This is a genomic window from Dethiothermospora halolimnae (assembly GCF_037577855.1).
Lineage (GTDB): Bacteria > Bacillota > Clostridia > Tissierellales > VENL01 > Dethiothermospora > Dethiothermospora halolimnae.
The window spans coordinates 1-18,236 of sequence record NZ_JBAKFX010000003.1 but is presented as its reverse complement, the minus strand read 5'-3'; the positions used below and the strand labels follow the sequence as shown (position 1 = coordinate 18,236).

Genomic DNA, 18,236 nt, shown 5'->3' with positions numbered 1-18,236 from the left:
ACTGTAGAGAGGAATTCATTCCCTGTTTATATTAATTGCTCTAGTGATTTTCAATCTATCTTGCTAGTGTATTGGTAATCCTGATTTGTTACTAGTGTATTGGTAATCTTGATTCGTTACTAGTGTATTGGTAATCTTGATTTGTTGCTGGGGGATTCGTAATCCCCCAGCCCATTATAATGAAATTTTACGACCATAGGGAGTAAAATAACCACATCTATTCTTTAATTAAAAGAAGGATTCCACAAAAAAATGTCGAATTTAAACATTAAGTTATAAATACCATATATAAATAAAGGGAGGAAAAAATATGAATAAGAAAAAAATATCAATGTTATTAGTTATTATGCTAATAATAACAACAGTATTTACAAGTCCTATTATGGCTAAGGACAAGACAGAGGAACAGAGAGAAATAAAAAATGTCATAGTTATGGTAGGAGATGGAATGGGAGTAGGTCAATTAGAGGTGGCTAGATTATTTGAACATGGTAGAGTAGGAAAGCTGTTTATGCAAACGTTACCTAATGTTGCTTTAATGCAAACCTATTCTGCTGATAACATAGTGACCGATTCAGCAGCTGCTGGAACGGCTATGGCCACAGGAGTTAAAACAGGTAATGGAATGGTTGGAGTAGATGAAAATGGTCTTAAAGTAGACAGCATATTGGACCTATTTAAGGCTAATGGAAGTAAGGTTGGAGTTATATCAACCAATACAGTAGTTGATGCCACACCTGCAGCTTTTACAGCTAGTGTAGATAGTAGATCAGATAATGCAGCTATAGCTAGAGAAATGCTTGAAAGTGATTATGATGTTTTACTTGGTGGAGGTTCAAAATACTTTTCACCTAAAAAGCAAGATGGTGTAGACTTAGTTGAAAAGTTTAAAGAAAAGGGTTATACATATGCATCTAATAGAGATGAACTAAATAAAGTTAAAGATGCAGACAAATTATTAGGGTTATTCCATCCTTCATATATGAACTATAAAGCAGATAGGGAAGAAACTAATAGTAATGAACCAACATTAGTTGAGATGCAAGATAAGGCTTTAGAAGTTCTTGATAAATCAAAAGATGGTTTCTTCTTAATGGTAGAGGGAGCTAGAATAGACCACGCAGCCCATGCAGCAGATGTTACAGGGGTATGGAAAGAAACTATAGAGTTTGATAATGCTGTTAAAAAGGCAGTAGACTTTGCTAAAAAAGATAAAGAAACATTAGTTATAGTGTTAGCTGACCACGAAACAATGGGATTTGCAGCTTCAGAAGTAATGGATATAGAAGCTCTTAAGGAAATAGAGGTTTCTCCAGAATATATGGCTGGAAAGCTAGTAGAAAATGAAGAAGGAACTGGATATACCACAGAAAGTGTGAAGGAAGTATTTAAAACATATGCAAATATAGAACTAACAGACGAAGAAGTAGCTAAGTTTAATGGAAGTATTGTTAATGAGGATGATGGTAGTTTATACTATGCCTATAAAGTAGGTTGGGAAATAGGAAGTATCATAGCAGACAAATATAATGCTGGAGTTATGAGTGCCAGTGTTAGAGCAAAAAGTGATACAGGTGGACACTCAGGAAACATGGTTCCTGTATTCTCATATGGACCGGGTTCTGAAAACTTTGAAGGTGTTCTTAACAATACAGATATATCAAAGATGATTTCAGATATAATGAAATTTGAAAAATTCCCAACAAATAATGATCATGTTAAGAAAATAGACATATTAACAACTAATGATTTCCACGGTAAACTAGAAGGTGGATATGAGGCAGGAGCTGCTAAACTAGCTGCTTATATGAACTATTATAAGAGTCAAAATCCAGAGGGTACTGTTATATTAGATGCTGGAGACTCTTTCCAAGGGACACCTATGTCAAATGTACTTTTTGGAAAGCCAGTTGTTGAGATGATGAATACAATAGGATATGATGCAACCACAATAGGAAATCACGAATTTGACTGGGGTATAGAAAAAGCCCTTGAAACCTTTGGAGATGCAGAGTATGAAGTACTTGTTTCCAATATATATAAAGATGGTAAACTAGTATCTTGGGCAAAGCCTTATACGATAGTTGAGAAAAATGGAATTAATATAGGTATTATTGGTTTTGCAACTGAAGAAACAACTACTGCTGCAAAATATGAATATGTAAAGGATTACACATTTGAAGACCCAGTTAAGATAGCAAATAAACTTATCCCTGAAGTAAAAAGAAAGGGTGCAGATATAGTAGTATTATTAGGTCATATCCCTGCCGATCAAGATAGGGAAACAGGAGAAATAACTGGAGCATTAAAAGAACTAGCTCAAGGAGTTACTGGTGCCCATGCTGTAATAGGGGGTCATAGCCATAGACAAGTAACGGGTATAGTTAATGATATGCCTTTAGTTATGGGATATAAACATGGAAGAATGATGGGTCATATAACCCTTATGTATGATACAAATAAAAAAGAAGTAGTTAAAAAAGATGTAGAACTTATAGAGGTAAGAAAAGGTAACTTAGATGTTGAACCAGTAAAGGCTATGGAAGATATGGTTGCTAAATATAATGAAACTTTAGAGCCAATCTTCGGTGAAGTGATAGGTAAAGCACCTAATGGATTAACTAAAGACTATAACAATGAGTCAGCTGCAGGAAACTGGATGACTGATGCTGTAAGGGAAATGGTAGAGACAGATATATCCTTTACAAATGCCGGTGGAATCAGAGCTAATATGGATGCTGGGGATATAACAGTTGGAGAGGTATTTGAAGTAATGCCTTTTGATAATACTATAGTAACCGGTGAAATGACAGGAGCACAAATAAAGGCTATGTTAGAGCAAAGTGTAACATTAGAAAAGGGTATGTTACAAATATCTGGTCTTAAATTCACTTATGACTCAACAAAACCGGAAGGCGAAAGGGTAATAGATATTACCTTAGAAGATGGAACAGCTATTGAAATGGATAAAACATATACAGCTTCAACAAATGACTTCTTAGCAGGAGGACAGGATAACTTTACAATGTTAAGAGAGGTTCAATGGACCAACACATATGAATTAGTAAGGGATGCATTAATAGAGAACATTAAAAAATACAAAGAAATAGATCCAAAAGTTGGAGATAGAATTATAGATGTAAGTAAAAATGAAAGTGCAAGCTTATATATGTTAAGAAATGTAGCATAGTTTTTTAATACAAAGAATAAAGAATAGAGAATAAAGAATAAATAAGGAGCAAAGTGGCCGTAGGCCACTTTGTTTTTATTATAATGAAATTTTACGAACGAAGTGAGTAAAATAACCACATCTATTATCTATTCTTTAATAGAAAGGTTTTTCTTTGTTGTCTTTATTGTTGCATGTAGTAATTTTTTTAGTTCAATACAGTCATTTAATATGGGGGTCGTTTTTTCTTTGTTTAAGTACTCTGTAGACACTAGTAGTTGCAGCCAATACTCAGTTTCGTTAGCCTCCTTAAAAGCTAAATACATTTTTGATAAAAAGTCCTTTTTACTTTGGGCATATATTCCTTCATTGAGATTGGCACCTATGCTTGTACCTGATCTAAGTAGTTGCTTAGATAAAACAAACTCTTTTTTAGTCTTGCACAAGTACTTATATAACTTTATAATTCTTAAAGAAAATTTAAAACTTTTATCTATACTTATATTTTCTTTCAAACCTATCACCTCTATTTTATTTTCTGTAATTATTCCCTTAAAAAATAATTTTATACCTCCAACTCTAAATAAAGAATAGAGAACTTAAAGAAAAGAATAAGGAATAAATAAGGAGCAAAGTGGCCGTAGGCCACTTTGTTTTTATTATAATGAAATTTTACGAACGAAGTGAGTAAAATAACCACATCTATTCTTTATTCTCTATTATCTATTCTTTAAAAAAAAGAAGGAATATATAAAATATTCTAGAATACCTATAATGTTAGAGATAAAATAAAATATATTAAATATAAAATAAAGAAACGGGGGTATACCATGAATAAATTAATATCTGTTGAAGAAGCTGTGGAGCATATAAAAGATGGTATGTCAGTGATGATTGGAGGATTCCTTGGTTGTGGAAGTCCACATAAGATTATTGATGCCCTAGAGAAAAAGGGGACTAAGGATTTAACAGTAATAGGTAACGATACTGGATTTCCAGATGTGGGTATAGGTAAACTTGTTGTAAGTAAACAAGTGAAAAAGATTATTGCTTCCCATATAGGAACTAATCCTGAGACAGGAAGACAAATGAATGAAAAGGAAACTGATGTAGAGCTAGTTCCCCAGGGAACCTTAGCAGAAAGGGTAAGAGCCGGGGGTTCAGGTCTAGGAGGATTTTTAACTCCCACAGGTATAGGTACAATAGTTGAAGAGGGAAAAGAAAAGATTAAAGTAAATGGAGAAGAATTTTTGTTAGAACTTCCCCTTAAGGCTGATGTTGCATTAATATCAGGGGCTAAAGTTGATAAGAAGGGAAACGTTTACTATAATAAGTCAACTAGAAATTTCAATCCCCTTATGGCAACAGCGGCGGATATTGTTATAGTAGAGGCCGATGAGATAGTAGAAGTAGGGGAAATAGACCCTAATGATGTAATGACACCTAGTATATTTGTTGATTATATTGTAGGGGGTGAAAAGTAATGGATAAGAAAGAGATGAAACAATTAATAGCTAAAAGAGTAGCTAAGGAATTTAAGGATGGAGATGTTGTAAACTTAGGTATTGGATTACCTACAATGGTTGCAAACTACATAGATGAAGATATAGACATTACTTTACAGTCAGAAAATGGGTTTGTAGGTATAGGACCCGTTCCTGAAGAGGGAAAAGAAGATAAGGATTTAACAAATGCTGGGGGACAGTATGTAACCGTAAAAAAAGGTGGAGCATTCTTTGATAGTGCCACTTCCTTTGGAATAATAAGGGGTGGACATGTGGATGCAACAGTATTAGGAGCCCTTCAAGTTGATGAAAAGGGTAACTTAGCAAACTGGATGATACCTGGTAAGATGGTACCGGGCATGGGAGGAGCTATGGACCTAGTTGTAGGTGCTAAAAAGGTTATAATAGCTATGACCCATACAGCTAAGGGAAGACCTAAAATATTAAAGGAATGTCAACTACCCCTTACAGCGGCAGGGGAAGTAGATCTTATCATAACTGAAATGGGTGTTATGAAGGTGACAGAAAAGGGTCTAGTACTAACAGAACTAGGACCAGAAGCAACAGTAGAAGAAGTAAAAGCAAACACAGAAGCAGACCTTATTATTGCTGATGATATTAAGAAAATGGAAGTTTAAAGATAAAGAAGAATTAAGGTAAAAAGTGGCCGATGGCCACTTTTTTCTATTTTATGTAGGGACAGGGCATGCCCTTTCCGATGAACTATCGGGAATTATTATTTTGAAACTGTAGAAGGGAATTTATTCCCAGATTATTTTAAATGCAAAGAAAAAAGAATAGATAAGCAAATCTTAGACTGAAGTCAAAGCTAGAGATTTTGTGGTTGGGGGATTCGTAATCCCCCAACCAGTGTAGGGACTGAATATATTTAATAATTTTTCTTTCTTCTTTACCCATTCTTCTTTATTATTATTGTTAAACAAAAAACAAAGTTGTCCATAAAACCTAAAACTTGTTATAAAAATAACAAATAAAATTTTTTAAAAAGGTGTTGTGAAAATGTTTTCAATAGCTTAAAATAGGTATATGTGTTATATACTTTTTAACTAAGATATATTTAACAATAATGGCATAAAGGTATATAATATTAATTGGATAAATTAAATAGGTTAACTATAATGACGAAATATTCTAAAAATATAAACTCTTTTTGTATAATAATAATATTGAAAAATAATTTTGGAGTGATAGAATGAAGAAAGAGGATAAATCTAAAATATTAAGAAATTTATCATTGATAACCCAAATCGGGATATCTATGATTGTGCCCATATTAATTGGAATAATATTTGGTAATTTTTTAGATAATAAGTTAGGTACAGAGGTTATATTCCTTATTATTTTTCTAATACTGGGGGTAGCAGCATCTTTTTTAAACCTATTTAAGATAACAGATAAGTTATCTAAAAGGAAGTGATAATTTGAGTTTACTTGGAAATACCCAATTTAAAGTTATAAAAAGGGTTATAATTTTTTCTTTATTTATTATAGGAATACTTTTTTTCACTGTTGACAATCCTAAACCATATGTATATGGATTTATATTTGGCACATTAATAAATGTATTAAACTTTAGGTTAATGGCCCTTACACTAAAAAAATCCATCAAAATGGGAAAAAAACAGATAATGCCATACATAGTTGGGAATTATATTATAAGATATAGTATTTATGGTTTAGTTCTGATAATAGCTGCGAAAGCAGACTACATAAACTTCATAACAACAGCATTAGGATTTTTTATGGTTAAAATAATAATTTTAGCCGATAGTTTTTATGAAACCGTTAAAAAAAATTGACAATTGACAATGGACAGTTGAGAGTTAAGGAACAAATCGGCTGAAGCCGATTTGGAATTTTAATAATTTTACGACCAAAGGGAGTAAAATCACCTTAAATTGTCAATTCTCAATTTTCAACTCTCCATTACAAAAAAGAAGGGAGGTATAAAATTGTTTGAAATAGTAGATGGTGCTGGAAATGTGATATTATCAAGAACCATTATAAACAGTCTTTTAGTAGTAATATTATTAAGTATTTTTGCTTTTTACGTAAATTATAGAGTTAAAAAAGCCGATCCAAATGAAAAGCCAAAGGGTTTTCTAAATGTAATAGAAACCTTAGTGGAAGCCATTGACAACCTAGTAAGAACAACCATGGGGGAAAAGTTTAAAAACTTTACTCCATATATAGGAACATTGGCACTTTATTTAGCTGTGGCCAATTTATTTGGACTGCTAGGGTTTACACCTCCTACATCGGATTATAGTATTCCCTTTACCCTTGCCATAATGACATTTGTATTAACCCAATATTATGGTATAAAGGGAAATGGTTTAGGAGGCTATTTTAAAGGTTTCTTTGAACCCATCTGGTTTTTATTCCCTATAAATATAATAGGGGAGTTGGCAAACCCAGTGTCATTATCATTCCGTTTATTTGGTAACATACTAAGTGGTGTTATAATAATGGGACTATTATACTCTGCTTTGAATTCCGCACTTGGGATTTTGAGTTACATTGTGACACCTGTGGTAACTTCAGTATTCCATGCATACTTTGATGTATTTGCTGGGTTAATACAAACATTTATATTTATGATGCTTACCATGATTTTCGTATCAATGGCAGCAGATGAGTAACAGTCAACACTGAACCTAAGGGTTCTAATATATAAAATAAATAAAAAAGACTATTATTTAAAGGAGGAAATAAAATGTTAGAAGGAATTAGTGGTACAGATTTTATACTTGGAATGTCAGCAGTAGGTGCAGGATTAGCGGCTATAGCAGGTATAGGTCCTGGTATAGGACAGGGTTATGCAGCAGGTAAAGCAGCAGAAGGTGTTGGAAGACAACCGGAAGCTCAAGGTGACATAATAAGAACAATGGTACTAGGTCAGGCTATCGCCGAGACAACAGGTATCTATGGACTAATCATTGCAATAATCCTATTATTCGTTAAACCATTAGTAGGATAAAACTACATAAAGAGGTGGGTTAGGATACCCATCTCTTATTGTTAGGAAAATACAGAAATAAATGATAGATTATTAAGACCTTATCCAGAATAAGGAAGGAGGCAGTAATAGATGAACATGGACTTTGTTGTAAAGGCGTTACCGGAACCACAAACGGTGATTATACAGCTAATTGCCACCCTTGTACTACTTGGTGTTTTAGCAAAATTTTTATATAAACCTGTTTTAGAAATGCTTGAAAAAAGAAAACAGGGTATAGAGGATAATATAAACGAAGCAAAGGAAAAGAAGGAAGATGCAATAAGTTTAAAGTCACAATATGAACAAAAGATAGATGATGCTAAAAAAGAAGGCCAGGAAATAATAGAAACATCTAAGAAGCGAGGAGAAGAACTAAGGGAACAAATAGTTACTGAAGCTAAAGAAGAGGCAAATAAAATAGTAGAAAGGGCTAGAAGAGAAATAGAGGCCGAGAGACAAAAAGCTACAGAAGAACTAAAAGAAGAGGTTGTAACTATAGCTATGATGGCTGCTTCTAAGGTTGTTGATAAAAACCTAGATGAAGGTTCCCATAGGGAAATGATAGATAAGTTTATCAATGAGGTAGGGGAAAAACAATGGCAGAATTAGTAGGAAAAAGATATGCAGAGGCGCTATTTGAAGTAGCTATTGAGCTAGATAAACTTGAAACCTTTAAAGAAGAAATAAATGGAGTGTCCCATGTTTTTAATAATGAACCACAATTAAAAACAGTATTTGAACACCCTAAATTATCAAATAATGAGAAAAAAGATATTATAAACTCCATATTTAAAGATAGGGTATCCGGGGAAATACTAAACCTTCTCTACATATTAGTAGATAAAAGAAGGGAAAAGTTTGTTTCCGATATAAGCAAAGAATACACAATACTTTCTAATGAAGAACAGGGAATAATCGAAGCTAAAGCTATTACAGCAGTTAAGATGAGTGATAAAGAGAAGGAAAAACTTCAAGACAAGTTATCTAAAAAACTAGATAAAACGGTTATTCTTACAAATGCTGTTGATGAAAAAGTATTAGGCGGAGTTTTACTAAAAATAGAAGACAGAGTAATAGACTCAAGTATACAAGGTCAGATTGAAGAGATTAAGAAAAATCTTAGTAATGTAAGAATAGCAAAATGATAGGGGTGAAAACTAATGAATCTTAGACCTGAAGAAATAAGTTCAATTATAAAAGAGCAAATAAAAAGGTATGAAAATAAACTAGATGTTGTGGATGTTGGTACAGTTATACAGGTTGGTGATGGTATAGCAAGAATCCACGGCCTTGAAAATTGTATGGCAGGGGAGCTTTTAGAATTCCCTGGAGAAGTTTATGGTATGGCTCTAAACCTTGAGGAGGACAATGTAGGATGTGTGCTTTTAGGCTCCGATGATAATATAAAAGAGGGCGATACTGTAAAAAGAACAGAAAGAATAGTTGAGGTTCCAGTTGGAGACCAAATGATAGGTAGAGTTGTAAACTCCCTAGGTCAAGCAATAGATGGAAAGGGACCTATAAAATCAGATAAATTTAGACCAGTTGAAAGAAAGGCTCCTGGAGTTATAGAGAGAAAATCTGTTGATGTTCCACTACAAACAGGTATTAAGGCAATAGACTCTATGATACCTATAGGTAGAGGACAAAGGGAGTTAATAATAGGTGATAGACAGACTGGTAAGACAGCCATAGCTATCGACACCATATTAAATCAAAAAGATCAAGATGTTATTTGTATATATGTGGCAATAGGTCAGAAAAGATCAACTGTTGCACAGATAGTTAATACATTAGAAGAAAATGGTGCCATGGATTATTCCATAGTTGTATCATCAACAGCCAGTGAGCTAGCACCACTTCAATATATAGCACCCTATGCTGGAGTTGCCATGGGTGAAGAGTTTATGGAAAATGGAAAAGACGTCTTAATAATATATGATGATCTTTCAAAGCACGCCGTTGCTTATCGTACCATGTCATTATTACTTCGTCGTCCACCGGGACGTGAGGCATATCCAGGGGATGTATTTTACCTACACTCAAGACTACTTGAGAGGGCAGCCAGACTTGATAAAAAGTATGGCGGTGGTTCAATCACAGCCCTTCCAATAATAGAAACCCTTGCAGGGGATATATCGGCATATATACCAACAAACGTTATATCCATAACCGATGGTCAGATATTCCTAGAGTCGGAGTTATTCTTCTCGGGACAAAGACCAGCCGTTAACTCAGGACTTTCTGTATCCCGTGTTGGTGGTTCCGCTCAGATAAAGGCAATGAAGAAGGTTGCATCGAAAATAAAACTGGAGTTGGCACAATATAGAGAACTGGCGGCATTTGCCCAGTTTGGATCTGACCTAGATAAGGATACCCAGGCTAGATTAGCCCAAGGGGAAAGACTAATGGAAATACTAAAACAGCCCCAGTATTCACCGGTTCCAGTTGAAGAGCAGGTTATGGTGATTTATGCTGCCATAAATAAATATCTAACTGATATACCAGTTGATAAGATAAAGAAATTTGAGAGTGAATTCTTAAACTTTATGGAAAATAATTACCCAGAGGTTGGTAAATCTATAATAGAAACTAAAAAACTTACAGATGAAACTGAAGAGAAGTTAAAGTCTGCAATAGAAGAATTTAAAAAGAATTTTTCATAGATAATTCTCCCCATAAATAGATATACGTAGCTTCGAATTCATTCGAAAGTTACTTTGAAAATAAGGAGGTGGAGATATGGGCCAATCAATGAGGGATATAAAAAGAAGAATCCGTAGTGTAAATAATACAAAACAAATAACAAAGGCTATGGAACTTGTAGCTTCTGCTAAACTAAGAAAGGCAAGGGAAAAGCTAGAGAAAACTAGACCCTACTTTAATACAGTGGTTAGAAGTATTCAGGAGATACTTGCTGAAACCACAGGTATAAAGCATCCATTTTTAGAAAAACGTGATGTAAAAAATACCGGATATATTGTAATAACCGGAGATAGAGGTTTAGCAGGGGGATATAATAGTAATGTTATAAAACTAACGGAAAACCATATAGATAAAAATAAAGACAATTCAGCTCTGATAACTGTGGGTTCAAAGGGTAGAGACTACTTTAAAAATAGAGGATATAATATAGAAGGTGAATTTCTACATATATCTGAAGATCCAAGGTATACCGATGCTGATAACATAGGAAAAACGGTCATAGAGTTATATGAAAAGGAAGAAATAGATGAGGTTTATCTTGTATATACGGTGTTTAATAGTCCTATTTCCCAAGAAGCTAAAATGATGAAGCTTTTACCGGCTGAAAACATAGAAGGTGAAGACACTGGGGAAAAGGAAAGGAAAACCCTTATACAGTATGAGCCTTCAGCAGAAGAGGTACTTAGTTACTTAATACCTAAATATATTAAAAGTAGTATATATGGAGCCATGATAGAGGCTTCAGCCAGTGAGCAGGGAGCAAGGAGAACAGCCATGCAATCAGCCACAGATAATGCTGAAGATATGATAGATAGTCTTGAATTAAAATACAATAGAGCTCGTCAAGCATCTATCACCCAAGAGATATCAGAAATAGTAGGTGGAGCAGAGGCTCTTAAATAATAGATAAATAGGAAACAGGAAGGAGTTGAAATAAATGGCTGAAAAAAACGTAGGTAAGATTGTACAGATAATCGGTCCTGTAGTTGATATTAGATTTAGTGAAGAGAACCTACCGGAACTTTTAAATGCTATAACAATAGAAGATAAAAAGAAAAAGGTTGTAGTTGAAGTTGCCCAGCATATAGGGGACGATACAGTAAGATGTATAGCCATGGATTCCACAGATGGATTTGTTAGGGGAATGGAAGCTATAGATACTGGAGCACCTATTTCGGTTCCAGTGGGAGAAAAAACCTTAGGTAGAATGTTTAATGTCCTTGGTGATGCAATAGATGGAAAGAAAGATCCCAAGACAAAGGTTAAATCTCCTATCCATAGGGAAGCACCGGCATTTGAAGAACAACAAACAGCCACAGAAATATTTGAAACAGGTATAAAGGTAGTTGACCTTATAGCCCCATATGCAAAGGGTGGTAAAGTTGGACTATTTGGTGGTGCTGGAGTTGGAAAGACAGTGCTTATCCAGGAGCTTATAAACAATATAGCAACTGAGCACGGTGGACTTTCAGTATTCGCCGGAGTTGGAGAGAGAACTAGAGAAGGTAATGACCTTTATTATGAAATGGAAGAATCGGGAGTACTGGAAAAGACTTCCCTTGTATTTGGTCAGATGAATGAGCCTCCAGGAGCAAGGATGCGTGTTGCCCTTACAGGCTTAACCATGGCAGAACACTTTAGAGATAGGGAAGGTCAAGATGTATTATTATTTATTGATAATATATTTAGATTTACCCAAGCCGGTTCAGAGGTTTCAGCATTACTTGGACGTATGCCAAGTGCCGTTGGTTATCAGCCAACCCTAGCTACAGAGATGGGTGAATTACAAGAGAGAATAACATCAACTAGAAAGGGTTCTATAACATCGGTTCAGGCGGTATATGTACCGGCCGACGACTTAACTGACCCGGCACCGGCAACAACATTTGCCCACTTAGACTCAACAACGGTTTTATCAAGACAAATATCTGAGTTAGGTATATACCCAGCAGTTGACCCCCTTGATTCAACATCAAGGATACTAGACCCTGCCATTGTGGGAGAAGAACACTACAATGTTGCCCGTAGAGTACAGGAGGTACTACAAAAATATAAAGAACTACAGGATATAATCGCAATCCTTGGTATGGATGAACTTTCAGAAGAGGATAAACTAACAGTATCCCGTGCAAGGAAAATACAACGTTTCCTATCACAGCCATTTACTGTTGCGGAACAGTTTACAGGTATGCCTGGTAAATATGTACCTATAAAGGAAACAGTAAAAGGATTTAAGGAGATCTTAGATGGCAAACATGATGACTTACCAGAGTCTGCTTTCCTATTTGCTGGAACTATAGAGGACGTAATAGAGAAGGCAAAGGAAATGAACGAAGAAGAATAGACAAAGCTCCATAGGTAGGAGGTGTTTATATGGCAGGATTTGTCCTAGAAATAGTTACCCCCGATAGAAAATTCTTTGAAGAAGAAGTTGATAGGGTGGTAGTAAGGGGACAAGAGGGGGATCTAGGTATTATGAAAAATCATATACCATTAGTAACTCCCCTTAATATAGGTAGAATAAAAATAAGTCAGAACAATGAAGAAAAAGAGGCCACAATAGCAGGAGGATATGTTGAAGTAGGTAGAGATAAAACAACAATAATCACAGATGCTGCCGAGTGGCCAGAAGAAATAGATGTAAAAAGAGCCGAAGAATCCAAAAAAAGAGCTGAAGAAAGACTAAATAAGAAAAGCTCCGATGAAGTGGACTTAATGAGGGCAGAAGTAGCCTTTAGAAAGGCTTTAAATAGGATAAATATGGCGAAACGGAAATAAATAATAAAGGGAGTGGCCTAGGCCACTTCCTTTATTATTTATAGAGGAGAGGAGAATTCATTTTCCGGTCTCGTTGTTAGGGGATTCGTAATCCCACAACCAATAAAACTGGAAAAGGTGAAAAACTAAGGGATTACCAATCCCTTCACTAACGAAGAAACTCATCCCAACTTATAATTTTAACCTCAGAATCCCCGCTTCGGTATACTCTTCTAATTAGAACAAAAATAAAAAAATAAAAATAAAGTGTATAAAACAGCTTGTCCTTGTTAAAACTCTATAATAGTGAGGAAAGGTAATAGTGATAAAAATGTTTTGTCCCCCTTTACATTTTTATACCTTTACCTTTCCTCCTTTTTTAGTTAAATAATAAAGAATGAAGAATAAAGAATAGATAAGGTAACTTTCGACTGAAGTCGAAACTACAAATTAAATAGAAACAAAGTGGCCTCTGGCCACTTTGCACCATATCTATTCTTTATTCTTTATTCTCCATTCTTTAAAAGAAAGGCGGTTCTCATAAATGAAAATCCTTAAAAAAACATCACTAATAGCAATAATAATATTAATGGCAATAATAAATAATGTTTGGGCTAAGGGGACAATACAATATACTTCAGATTTATTTGATGTATTTAATAAAACAGGAGCAAAATTATATGAGACCAATATAACTTGTAAAGGCCTATTTACTAATGGGACTATGGACATAAAAGAGATGAAAAAGACAAATCAAGATATAGTTAACGCATTAAATGTCGATAATAATACATATAACATGAAAATAATCAACAATAAAAATAAAAAAACAATTATAACGAAGGGATGGGACGGATTAGGTAGAACTATCAATATAACCTTGTATAATCATAAATATAATAATAAAATAAGAAGTGAGCTATCAATAGATATTATACAAGGTAATAATTTAACGAATATTAGTGATATTGAGAGAAAAATAAAGAAAATATCTAAAAAATTTAATATTAATACACAAATTACCACTTGTATAATAGGCACATTTAAGGGAAAATTAAATAGTATAGAGAAATTTACAAGTTTATCAAAATCCTTAAACATTATAAATGGAGAAAAGGTAGAAGGGGTTTTAAAGTCCAACTTAACAAGCATATCTGCATATTCCCCAAATATTAGTAAGCACATCTACACAGGCAATAATAAAATGAATATTAATATAGCAATGAGATATAACAAATATGAAGATAAAACCTATATTTGGATTGGAACACCCATTATTAGGAAAGAATATTGATTTAAAAAGATAGTGGAAAGTGGAGAGTTAGTGTTAAAGAAGAAAGTGTAAAGAAGAAAGAAGAAAGTTAAAAGCAAAGAATAAATAATATAGAATAAAGAATAGATAAGGAAACCTTCGATTGAAGTCGAAGCTAGAGACTTGTTGTTGGGGGATTCGTAATCCCCCAACCAATAAAACTGGGAAAGGTGAAAAACTGTGGGATTACGAATCCTCCAGTAACGAAGAAAATCACCCCAATTTATAATTTAAAATATACAATTTAAAATTCCGAAGCGCCGGTCCAAAGCAAAAACTATGAACCTACAATAACTAACAATTAACAATTAAAAATTAACAATTCTGAAGCCCCAGCTTCGGAAAACGTAGGGACTGGGCATGCCCAGTCCATCCGCCCTGAAAGTGGCGGGAATGGACCGAAAATAAAACAGATTAAAAGAACAAAACCAACTAACAGCCCAAAAACATTATATCGTTGTTGGGGGATTCGTAATCCCCCAACCAATGAAACTGGGAAAGGTGAAAAACTGTGGGATTACGAATCCTCCAGTAACGAAGAAAATCACCCCAATTTATAATTTAAAATATACAATTTAAAATTCCGAAGCGCCGGTCCAAGGCAAAAACTATGAACTTACAATAACTAACAATTAACAATTAAAAATTAACAATTCTGAAGCCCCAGCTTCGGAAAACGTAGGGACTGGGCATGCCCAGTCCATCCGCCCTGAAAGTGGCGGGAATGGACCGAAAATAAAACAGATTAAAAGAACAAAACCAACTAACAGCCCAAAAACATTATATCGTTGTTGGGGGATTCGTAATCCCCCAACCAATAAAACTGGGAAAGGTGAAAAACTGTGGGATTACGAATCCCCCAGTAACGAAGAAAATCACCCCAATTTATAATTAAAAATATACAATTTAAAATTCCGAAGCGCCGGTCCAAAGCAAAAACTATGAACCTACAATAACTAACAATTAACAATTAAAAATTAACAATTCCGAAGCCCCAGCTTCGGCAAAGGGAGGACACCAAAATTGACAAAAATCATCGTAGAAAACAGTCCCCCACTTAATGGAACTGTAAGGATAAGTGGAGCTAAAAATTCCGCCCTACCTATAATAGCTGCATCTTTATTAGCCACGGAAGACTGTATTTTAGAAGATGTTCCGAATCTAAGGGATGTAGAAGTTATATCTGAGGTTTTATTAAGTTTGGGATCAAAGGTACAAAAGATAGACGAAGGTAAAATGAAAATAAATAGTTCAAAGTTAAATAAATTTGAAGCACCCTATGACTTAATGAGAAAAATGAGGGCATCATTTTTAGTTATGGGACCATTACTTGCAAGGATAGGAAAAGCAAAGATATCATTACCGGGAGGATGTGCCATAGGTACAAGACCTATAGATTTACATCTTAAAGGTTTTAAAGCATTAGGTGCCGATATTAAAGTCGGTCATGGATATATTGAAGCAAAAGTAGACAAATTAGTAGGTGAAAAAATATACTTAGACTTCCCCAGTGTTGGAGCTACAGAAAACATAATGATGGCTGCAACTATGGCAGAAGGTGAAACAATAATAGAAAACTGTGCCATGGAACCTGAGATAGTAGATCTCGCTAACTTCTTAAATAAACTAGGAGCCAATATAAAGGGTGCAGGAACTAATACTATTAGAATAAAGGGAGTCAATGAACTAAATGGAGCTAACCACTCAATAATCCCCGACAGAATAGAGGCAGGAACATTTATGGTAGCGGCTGCTATAACTGGAGGAAACGTACTAATAGATAATGTTATAATAGATCATATAAAACCAATCATAGCAAAACTAATAGAAGCCGGAGTTGAGGTAGTAGAAGAGGAAGATAAAATTAGGGTAATAGGAAATAATAAAGTAAAAGCCCTAGATGTAAAAACATTGCCCTATCCAGGTTTTCCAACAGATATGCAGTCCCAGTTCATGGCACTAATGGCTAAAGCAGAAGGAACAAGTGTCATTATAGAAACAGTATTTGAAAATAGGTTTATGCATGTAGACGAATTAAAGAGAATGGGAGCCAACATAAAAATAGATGGTAGAAGCGCAATAATAGAAGGGGACGGAGAAATACAAGGCGCCCCAGTAAAAGCAACGGATCTTAGAGCAGGTGCGGCACTTATTTTATTCGGTCTTATAGCAGAAGGAGAAACTGAAATAACAGAAGTCCATCATATAGACCGTGGATATTCTAATATAGAAGAAAAATTAACAAATTTAGGAGCAAAAATATATAGAAATGACTAAAGATAAAGAAGAAAGTGTAAAGAAGAAAGAAGAAATAAGGTGAAAAGTGGCCAAAAGGCCACTTTTTTCTATTATAAATAATAATTGACGATTGACAGTGGACAATTAAGGTATAAATCGGCTGAAGCCGATTTTAAATATAATATTTTATGAACGAAGTGAATAAAATTACCTTCAATTGTCAACTCTTCCTTCTCCTCTTTCATTAAAATAAATCATATTCCTCCCGCCTCCTGCATAGAATTAAAATAGAACACAAAATTCTAAAAAAACATTGGACAAAGGAGGAGTATATGAAGAGGATAACTATAGGAGCAGCTTTTATTTTATTTATAACAGTAATTATACCCATGGTGTTAATATTAGGATATGATATTTTTATTAATGAAGAAGAAAATCAAGTTAAAGTAAAAGAAGAGGAAAATATAACAGAGGATTATGAGATTGATATATATAATATAAAAACAAAAAAAGTAGAGAAAGTAAAAATGGAAGAGTACTTAAAGGGAGTTGTGGCGGCAGAGATGCCCGCAGCCTTTCATATAGAGGCTTTAAAAGCCCAAGCAGTTGCAGCAAGAACATACTCTATGAATAAGATAAAAACCTTTAAAGACGGACACCCAGACCATCCCCAAACAGCACTATGCACAGGGATACATTGTCAAGCATGGCTTTCAAAGGAAGACTTAAAAAATATAAAAGGGGAAGACTGGATAAAAAATTATTGGCCTAAGATAGAAGAGGCGGTAGATAAGACCAAAGGGGAAGTGGCGAAATACAATGGCAAAATAATAGAGGCTTTCTTTCACTCTAATAGTGGAGGTATGACAGAAAATTCAGAGGATGTTTTTTCCGCTGCTAGGCCATACCTTAAAAGGGTAGAGAGTCCCTATGATGAAGATTCTCCTAAATATAAAAATGAAGTTACAATATCCATAGATCAGTTTATATCTAAGATAAAAGCAAACTACCCAAAGGTAAATTTAGACAAAAATAATTTCCATGAAAAAATAAAGTCAGTCAGTAAAACCGAAAGTGGCCGTGTTAAAGAGTTGATGATAGACGGTGAAGTTGTAAGTGGAAGGGATATAAGAAGCATATTTAAATTAAATTCAACCAACTTTGTAATGCACGCAAACCTAGAGGAAAATATAATAAAAATACAAACCAAAGGCAACGGTCACGGAGTAGGCCTAAGCCAATGGGGAGCCAATGGTATGGCTAAAGCTGGAAATGATTATATAGAAATACTGAAACATTATTATACTGGAGTTGATATAGAGAAAGCCTACTAAAAACAAAGAATAAAGAATAGAGAATAAAGAATAGATAAGGTGCAAAGTGGCTGTAGGCCACTTTGTTTTTTTATGTGTGCCCAGCATGGACACAGTCTATAGGGTGAAAGTCCCGAACACCGAAGGTGATATAGGTGCTAGCTGAAGACAAGGGTGTCCACCGTGAGGTGGAATCTGAAGGAAGTCGGCGGCA

17 protein-coding genes are annotated in these 18,236 nt (G+C 34.5%); 16 read left to right on the top strand and 1 reads right to left on the bottom strand.

Features of this window, described 5'->3' with window-relative positions:
- Positions 1-310: 310 nt before the first annotated feature.
- Positions 311-3,190, top strand: a complete 2,880-nt coding sequence (locus tag V6137_RS01865; RefSeq protein ID WP_425446179.1) for an alkaline phosphatase — start codon at positions 311-313, stop codon at positions 3,188-3,190.
- Positions 3,191-3,318: 128 nt separating this feature from the next.
- Here the strand turns inward: V6137_RS01865 and V6137_RS01860 are convergent, their stop codons facing one another.
- Positions 3,319-3,684 carry a four helix bundle protein gene (locus V6137_RS01860; protein ID WP_425446178.1) on the bottom strand — a complete coding sequence of 122 codons (366 nt, stop codon included), beginning with the start codon at positions 3,682-3,684 and terminating at the stop codon, positions 3,319-3,321.
- 315 nt (positions 3,685-3,999) lie between these two features.
- On the opposite strand from V6137_RS01860, the gene atoD reads away from it, so the two are divergent.
- The 15 genes from atoD to spoIID all read left to right on the top strand — a co-directional run bounded on the left by atoD (position 4,000) and on the right by spoIID (position 18,043).
- Positions 4,000-4,653 carry an acetate CoA-transferase subunit alpha gene (gene atoD / locus V6137_RS01855; protein WP_425446177.1) on the top strand — a complete coding sequence of 218 codons (654 nt, stop codon included), beginning with the start codon at positions 4,000-4,002 and terminating at the stop codon, positions 4,651-4,653.
- Positions 4,653-5,312: a 3-oxoacid CoA-transferase subunit B gene (locus tag V6137_RS01850; protein ID WP_425446176.1), complete on the top strand. Its 660-nt coding sequence runs from the start codon at positions 4,653-4,655 to the stop codon at positions 5,310-5,312. The genes atoD and V6137_RS01850 overlap by 1 nt, the downstream gene beginning before the upstream one ends.
- A 575-nt stretch (positions 5,313-5,887) precedes the next feature.
- A complete protein-coding gene (locus tag V6137_RS01845) occupies positions 5,888-6,112 on the top strand; it encodes an AtpZ/AtpI family protein (RefSeq protein WP_425446175.1) in 225 nt (74 codons plus the stop codon).
- A 4-nt stretch (positions 6,113-6,116) separates the two neighbouring features.
- The gene (locus V6137_RS01840) at positions 6,117-6,494 is read left to right on the top strand and encodes an ATP synthase subunit I (protein WP_425446174.1); all 378 of its coding nucleotides are present in this window, start codon (positions 6,117-6,119) and stop codon (positions 6,492-6,494) included.
- A gap of 153 nt (positions 6,495-6,647) precedes the next feature.
- Entirely contained in the window at positions 6,648-7,337 is a 690-nt protein-coding gene (gene atpB, locus V6137_RS01835) for a F0F1 ATP synthase subunit A (protein ID WP_425446173.1), read from the top strand.
- 74 nt (positions 7,338-7,411) lie between these two features.
- Positions 7,412-7,675 carry an ATP synthase F0 subunit C gene (gene atpE / locus V6137_RS01830; RefSeq protein ID WP_425446172.1) on the top strand — a complete coding sequence of 88 codons (264 nt, stop codon included), beginning with the start codon at positions 7,412-7,414 and terminating at the stop codon, positions 7,673-7,675.
- A gap of 111 nt (positions 7,676-7,786) precedes the next feature.
- Positions 7,787-8,305, top strand: a complete 519-nt coding sequence (locus V6137_RS01825; RefSeq protein WP_425446171.1) for a F0F1 ATP synthase subunit B — start codon at positions 7,787-7,789, stop codon at positions 8,303-8,305.
- Complete coding sequence (locus V6137_RS01820) at positions 8,293-8,841, top strand: F0F1 ATP synthase subunit delta (protein ID WP_425446170.1); 549 nt, start codon at positions 8,293-8,295, stop codon at positions 8,839-8,841. Before V6137_RS01825 ends, V6137_RS01820 begins: the two co-directional genes overlap by 13 nt.
- Positions 8,842-8,856: 15 nt before the next feature.
- The gene (gene atpA / locus V6137_RS01815; protein WP_425446169.1) at positions 8,857-10,362 is read left to right on the top strand and encodes a F0F1 ATP synthase subunit alpha; all 1,506 of its coding nucleotides are present in this window, start codon (positions 8,857-8,859) and stop codon (positions 10,360-10,362) included.
- Positions 10,363-10,438: 76 nt separating this feature from the next.
- The gene (gene atpG / locus V6137_RS01810) at positions 10,439-11,305 is read left to right on the top strand and encodes an ATP synthase F1 subunit gamma (protein ID WP_425446168.1); all 867 of its coding nucleotides are present in this window, start codon (positions 10,439-10,441) and stop codon (positions 11,303-11,305) included.
- Between the two features lie 34 nt (positions 11,306-11,339).
- Positions 11,340-12,746: a F0F1 ATP synthase subunit beta gene (atpD, locus tag V6137_RS01805; RefSeq protein WP_425446167.1), complete on the top strand. Its 1,407-nt coding sequence runs from the start codon at positions 11,340-11,342 to the stop codon at positions 12,744-12,746.
- A gap of 29 nt (positions 12,747-12,775) precedes the next feature.
- On the top strand, positions 12,776-13,180 hold the full coding sequence (locus V6137_RS01800) for a F0F1 ATP synthase subunit epsilon (RefSeq protein WP_425446166.1): 405 nt from the start codon (positions 12,776-12,778) through the stop codon (positions 13,178-13,180).
- A gap of 523 nt (positions 13,181-13,703) precedes the next feature.
- On the top strand, positions 13,704-14,453 hold the full coding sequence (locus V6137_RS01795) for a YwmB family TATA-box binding protein (protein ID WP_425446165.1): 750 nt from the start codon (positions 13,704-13,706) through the stop codon (positions 14,451-14,453).
- Positions 14,454-15,494: 1,041 nt separating this feature from the next.
- Complete coding sequence (gene murA / locus V6137_RS01790; RefSeq protein ID WP_425446164.1) at positions 15,495-16,748, top strand: UDP-N-acetylglucosamine 1-carboxyvinyltransferase; 1,254 nt, start codon at positions 15,495-15,497, stop codon at positions 16,746-16,748.
- A gap of 293 nt (positions 16,749-17,041) precedes the next feature.
- Complete coding sequence (gene spoIID, locus V6137_RS01785; protein WP_425446163.1) at positions 17,042-18,043, top strand: stage II sporulation protein D; 1,002 nt, start codon at positions 17,042-17,044, stop codon at positions 18,041-18,043.
- The last annotated feature ends 193 nt before the right edge of the window (positions 18,044-18,236 follow it).

Excerpts from the sequence above, each read along its gene's own strand:
- atoD (WP_425446177.1), top strand. The coding sequence starts at position 4,000 with ATGAATAAATTAATATCTGTTGAAGAAGCTGTGGAGCATATAAAAGAT.
- V6137_RS01845 (WP_425446175.1), top strand. The coding sequence starts at position 5,888 with ATGAAGAAAGAGGATAAATCTAAAATATTAAGAAATTTATCATTGATA.
- atpA (WP_425446169.1), top strand. The coding sequence starts at position 8,857 with ATGAATCTTAGACCTGAAGAAATAAGTTCAATTATAAAAGAGCAAATA.
- V6137_RS01825 (WP_425446171.1), top strand. The coding sequence starts at position 7,787 with ATGAACATGGACTTTGTTGTAAAGGCGTTACCGGAACCACAAACGGTG.
- atpE (WP_425446172.1), top strand. The coding sequence starts at position 7,412 with ATGTTAGAAGGAATTAGTGGTACAGATTTTATACTTGGAATGTCAGCA.
- atpD (WP_425446167.1), top strand. The coding sequence starts at position 11,340 with ATGGCTGAAAAAAACGTAGGTAAGATTGTACAGATAATCGGTCCTGTA.
- V6137_RS01795 (WP_425446165.1), top strand. The coding sequence starts at position 13,704 with ATGAAAATCCTTAAAAAAACATCACTAATAGCAATAATAATATTAATG.
- V6137_RS01820 (WP_425446170.1), top strand. The coding sequence starts at position 8,293 with ATGGCAGAATTAGTAGGAAAAAGATATGCAGAGGCGCTATTTGAAGTA.
- V6137_RS01800 (WP_425446166.1), top strand. The coding sequence starts at position 12,776 with ATGGCAGGATTTGTCCTAGAAATAGTTACCCCCGATAGAAAATTCTTT.
- atpG (WP_425446168.1), top strand. The coding sequence starts at position 10,439 with ATGGGCCAATCAATGAGGGATATAAAAAGAAGAATCCGTAGTGTAAAT.
- spoIID (WP_425446163.1), top strand. The coding sequence starts at position 17,042 with ATGAAGAGGATAACTATAGGAGCAGCTTTTATTTTATTTATAACAGTA.
- V6137_RS01865 (WP_425446179.1), top strand. The coding sequence starts at position 311 with ATGAATAAGAAAAAAATATCAATGTTATTAGTTATTATGCTAATAATA.
- V6137_RS01850 (WP_425446176.1), top strand. The coding sequence starts at position 4,653 with ATGGATAAGAAAGAGATGAAACAATTAATAGCTAAAAGAGTAGCTAAG.